3 protein-coding genes are annotated in these 4218 nt (G+C 40.1%); all 3 read right to left on the bottom strand.

The window, feature by feature from the left end:
• Positions 1 to 88: 88 nt before the first annotated feature.
• Positions 89 to 1327 (bottom strand): methionine gamma-lyase family protein, encoded by a 1239-nt coding sequence (locus JDF658_RS10075; RefSeq protein WP_079907497.1) that lies wholly within the window; start codon positions 1325 to 1327, stop codon positions 89 to 91.
• A 21-nt stretch (positions 1328 to 1348) separates the two neighbouring features.
• Positions 1349 to 3055, bottom strand: a complete 1707-nt coding sequence (gene hflX / locus JDF658_RS10070) for a GTPase HflX (protein ID WP_079907496.1) — start codon at positions 3053 to 3055, stop codon at positions 1349 to 1351.
• Between the two features lie 61 nt (positions 3056 to 3116).
• Positions 3117 to 4040, bottom strand: coding sequence for an AAA family ATPase (locus JDF658_RS10065; RefSeq protein WP_078664485.1), 924 nt, complete (start codon positions 4038 to 4040; stop codon positions 3117 to 3119).
• Positions 4041 to 4218 lie beyond the last annotated feature (178 nt).

Here is a 4218-nt window from a genome sequence, read left to right as displayed (position 1 = left end):
GAGGTTACATACTTATCCACTAATTTAGACCCCCTATATTATACAAAGGTCAATAAATATTTTAGCATAGTTCAATATATGAATACAATCAATTCCTGGCAATAATTTCGGCAAGAGCATTTTGAACAGCCAGGAAAATATGATGGCGATTTAAACCACCCTGGAAATATATTATGTAAGGGGGAACTAAGGGGCCATCGGCGCTGAGTTCAGCAGTTGAACCGGCTATAAAGGTCCCGCCCGCCATTATGACTGGGACATCATAGCCAGGCATTACCCATGGTTCAGGGGTTAGGTGACTATCAATGGGGGAAAAACGTTGTATACCACGGCAAAATGCTTTCATATTCTCGGCGGAGTTAAGTTTTATTGCCTGAATAATGTCACTGCGAGGCTCTTCTATTGTAGGAGATACTTCAAACCCGGCCAGGGAGAATAAAGCAGCGGCATAGATTGCACCAATCAGGGCCTCAGCAACCATCCTGGGGGCAAGGTACAGACCATGAAAGGTGGAACGCAAAAAATCACCGGTGGCACCCAGTTCGCCTTCGGTACCGGGAACTGTTAAACGTTCGGCTGCCAGATTTACTAAATCCTTGTTTCCTACGATATAACCACCGGTGGGGGCTAAACCTCCACCTAGATTTTTAATTAAAGAACCAGCTACCAGGTCAGCGCCGTACTGGGTTGGTTCAAATCCTTCTACCAGTTCCCCGTAACAATTATCTACAAATATAATCACATCAGGTCTAATTTTTTTTGTCAGAGCAAAGGCTTCAGTTAAATCTGGTTGAAGTAAGGATTTGCGCCAGGCATACCCCCTGGATCGCTGAAAAGCTACAACTCTTATGGACTTATCTTCCTCTAAAAGTTTTTGTAAGGTAAATATGTCAATTTTATCATCAGAGGTAAGGTCGATTTGGCGGTAGTTAATACCCCAGTCCCTAAGGCTTCCGGGCTCGTTTTTAAAACCTATTACTTTTTCCAGGGTATCGTAGGGTTTTCCTGTAGCAAATAGGATGGTATCCCCCGGTCTTAAAATGGCAAATAATGCAGTAGCGATAGCGTGGGTACCGGAAACAAATTGTGGTCGTACTAAAGCTGCTTCTGCCCCAAAGAGGGTTGCAAAAACGTGTTCCAGGGCTTCTCTTCCGATGTCCCCATATCCATACCCATTAGTACCGTTTAAGTGATGCTGGCAAACCTGAGCGTGTCGAAAAGCTTCCAAAACCTTTGCCGTTTGGTAAAAAGTTTTGTTTTCTATTTCAGCCACTATTGGTTTGATCATTTCCAGTGCTTGAGTGTGTAAACGGTTGATGTCCTTCATGGTTAATTCCTCATTCCCTTTCTATTTCTCATAAATTTCCAGTTGGGCACTATATCTATTTTCCACTCTGCCCTTAATTAATATACCTGAATCTGTGTATTTCTCCTCAACGATATGACCATGCTTTCTAATTAAACTAATAAGGGAGGCCTGGTCATAAGGGAAAAACCAAAGGGTGTCTTTGTAAACATTTTCTGTGTTTAAAATTGAATCAATTTTGGTTAATAACTCATCAATACCGGTTTTTTTCAAGGCTGAAATGCAAACATAATCTGACGGAAGATCGTGAAGTAATATGTTTAATCTATCCAGGTCGTTAAGTAAGTCTACTTTATTAAAAACTATTAATTGTTTAATTGTTTCTAAATTTAAATCTTTAATAATAGCTTCAACGACCTTGATATGTTGTCTGGCAAATGGATTACTGGCATCTACTACATGTAAAATCAAATCGGAACGCAAATGCTCTTCCAATGTAGCACGAAAAGCTGCAATCAGGCCTGGAGGTAAATTGCGAATAAAACCTACTGTGTCGGTTAGTACAGCCCATCTACCCGAAGGGAGTTGGAGACGGCGCGTCGTTGTATCAAGGGTGGCAAACAATTTGTCCTCAGCCAGGACATTGGCATTGGCTAGCAGATTAAGTAAAGTCGATTTTCCGGCATTGGTATAACCGGTTAAGCATATGTGCGGAATATTATTTGTTGCCCTCTGTTTGTGTTGATTTTGACGGTGTTTTTGTATTTCGGCCAGCTCCTGTGTTAATAATACTATTTTCTTTTTAATTTTTCGCCTATCTTGTTCCAGTTTAGTTTCACCAGGGCCCCGGGTACCTACGCCTCCGCCTAAGCGGGAAAGGTTATTACCCTGACCGGTTAGACGAGGTAACAGATGTTTAAGTTGTGCCAGTTCAACCTGAAGTTTGCCCTCTCGTGACTGGGCCCTTTGTGCAAAAATGTCAAGAATCAAAGTAGTACGGTCTACTACTTTCTGCCCGGTAATTTCCTCGATATTTCGTAATTGAACTGGTGAGAGCTCGTGATCAAAGACCAGAAGATTTGCTTGTAATACCTGGGACTTATTCTTTATTTCAACGATTTTACCTTTGCCAACAAAGAGCCCGGTATGAATCTTTCTTAGCTTTATAATTTCACAATCCAGAACCTGAATACCGGCTGTTTTGCATAATTCCTCCAGTTCAAGGGCACCCTCTTCATCAAAAGCTATCAATAATGCTTTTTCTGTTAAGTCAATATCCTCTATTTTGTTTTTCCTTGAACCTTCTACCCCGATGATATCCAGGCTCTTCTGGGCTAAGTCCTGCAAAGTATATTTTTCAACAGTAAGCCCATGGCTGTCATCGATTTTTGCGATTTGAATTGTATCTGAAAAAGACCCAATAGCCATGATTGCCTGGGTTTGACCGGAATGGATTAAAGAAAGATCCAGCTCACTTAATTCACTGGTTGCTTGTGGATGGGTATGGATGATTAAATAAGAGTTTCGAGGTACTGGTACTTGCTGGCTATTACCTATACTGATAAACTCCACTTTGCCTTTTTTATTAATACCTATAGCAATCTCCCTGTTTAGCTGTTCAGATATTGATAATAGTTGCTGATACATTTCATATGGTAATAGTTTTTCAAATTGATATCCTCTTATCTGAGAGAGTTTGTCTAAAAGATGTTTGCGAATACCATCTGTATTACCATAAATAAATTTCATGCAATAATCACCTTATTCTAAATGAAATTCTCATTGTCAGTATAAAGGCAAAAAAAAATATTTACAAGTAGTTGCCGGTGGCGGAATAAATGTCATCTTCAGTGATCAGGATCAAATCGTCCCGGGTAACAATTTCTTTCTTCACCAGGCGAACTGCCTGACAGCGAATCAATTTCTCGATGTAGTTTCTTACTAACCGGGCATTACCGTTAACAATGGTTGTAGGGGGGAGGTTTTTTAATTGCTCCTTGAAACGCTCTTTTGCCTGAGGAGTAAAATCATACTGGCGCTGTTTTAACATTTGTTCTGCGATTAACATTAATTCATCTATACTGTAATCCGGAAAAGATATATGTATGGGAAACCGACTTCTCAAACCAGGATTGGTGCGCAGAAACCACTCCATCTCACTTGGATAGCCAGCAAGAATTATAACCAGATTATCTTTATGATCTTCCATGGCTTTTACCATAGTGTCAATGGCTTCTTTACCAAAATCCTTTTCTCCTCCCCGGGCCAAACTATATGCTTCATCGATGAACAGTATACCTCCGAGAGCGCGCTTGATTTGCTCTCTGGTCTTTATAGCCGTATGACCGATATACTCGCCGACCAGGTCAGCCCTTTCAATTTCAATCAAATGGCCTTTTTGTAAAAGGCCAAGCTCGCGAAAAAGTTTACCTGCAATGCGAGCCACCGTTGTTTTTCCAGTGCCTGGGTTACCTTTAAATACCATATGTAAAACCATTGGTTCATTATATAGCTTTTCTTTTTGGCGTTTTTTTTGAATCCTGGCAAAAGCATAGATTTCATGGAAGATATATTTAACTTTTTCTAATCCGATCAATTCATTAAGTTCTTTTAATATTTCTTCAACGAAGCTACTATTAGTTTGTTCAGTGATGTTATTAATTGATTGAGGTTTATGAGGAGTAAGATTCAGAGGCTCTAAACGGTTTTGTTGACGTTTAAATTGAATTAACATTGATTACTCCCCCAATCTCAATCATCTACTGTTTATTAATTATGCCCGATTGTCCAGTCTTATGAAAAAAGAGGCTTGGCCTTCAGGCCAGCCCCTTGCTAACTTACTGGTTTTGGTTAACATTGCGGTTATCAGAAAAAGAAAAATGAACAGGCTTAATGGGAGCTACTGTTGAAAT

Source organism: Carboxydocella sp. JDF658, from assembly GCF_002049395.1.
Classification (GTDB): Bacteria; Bacillota.
The sequence above is the reverse complement of the archived record's forward strand: the minus strand, read 5'-3'. Positions and strand labels throughout refer to the sequence as shown.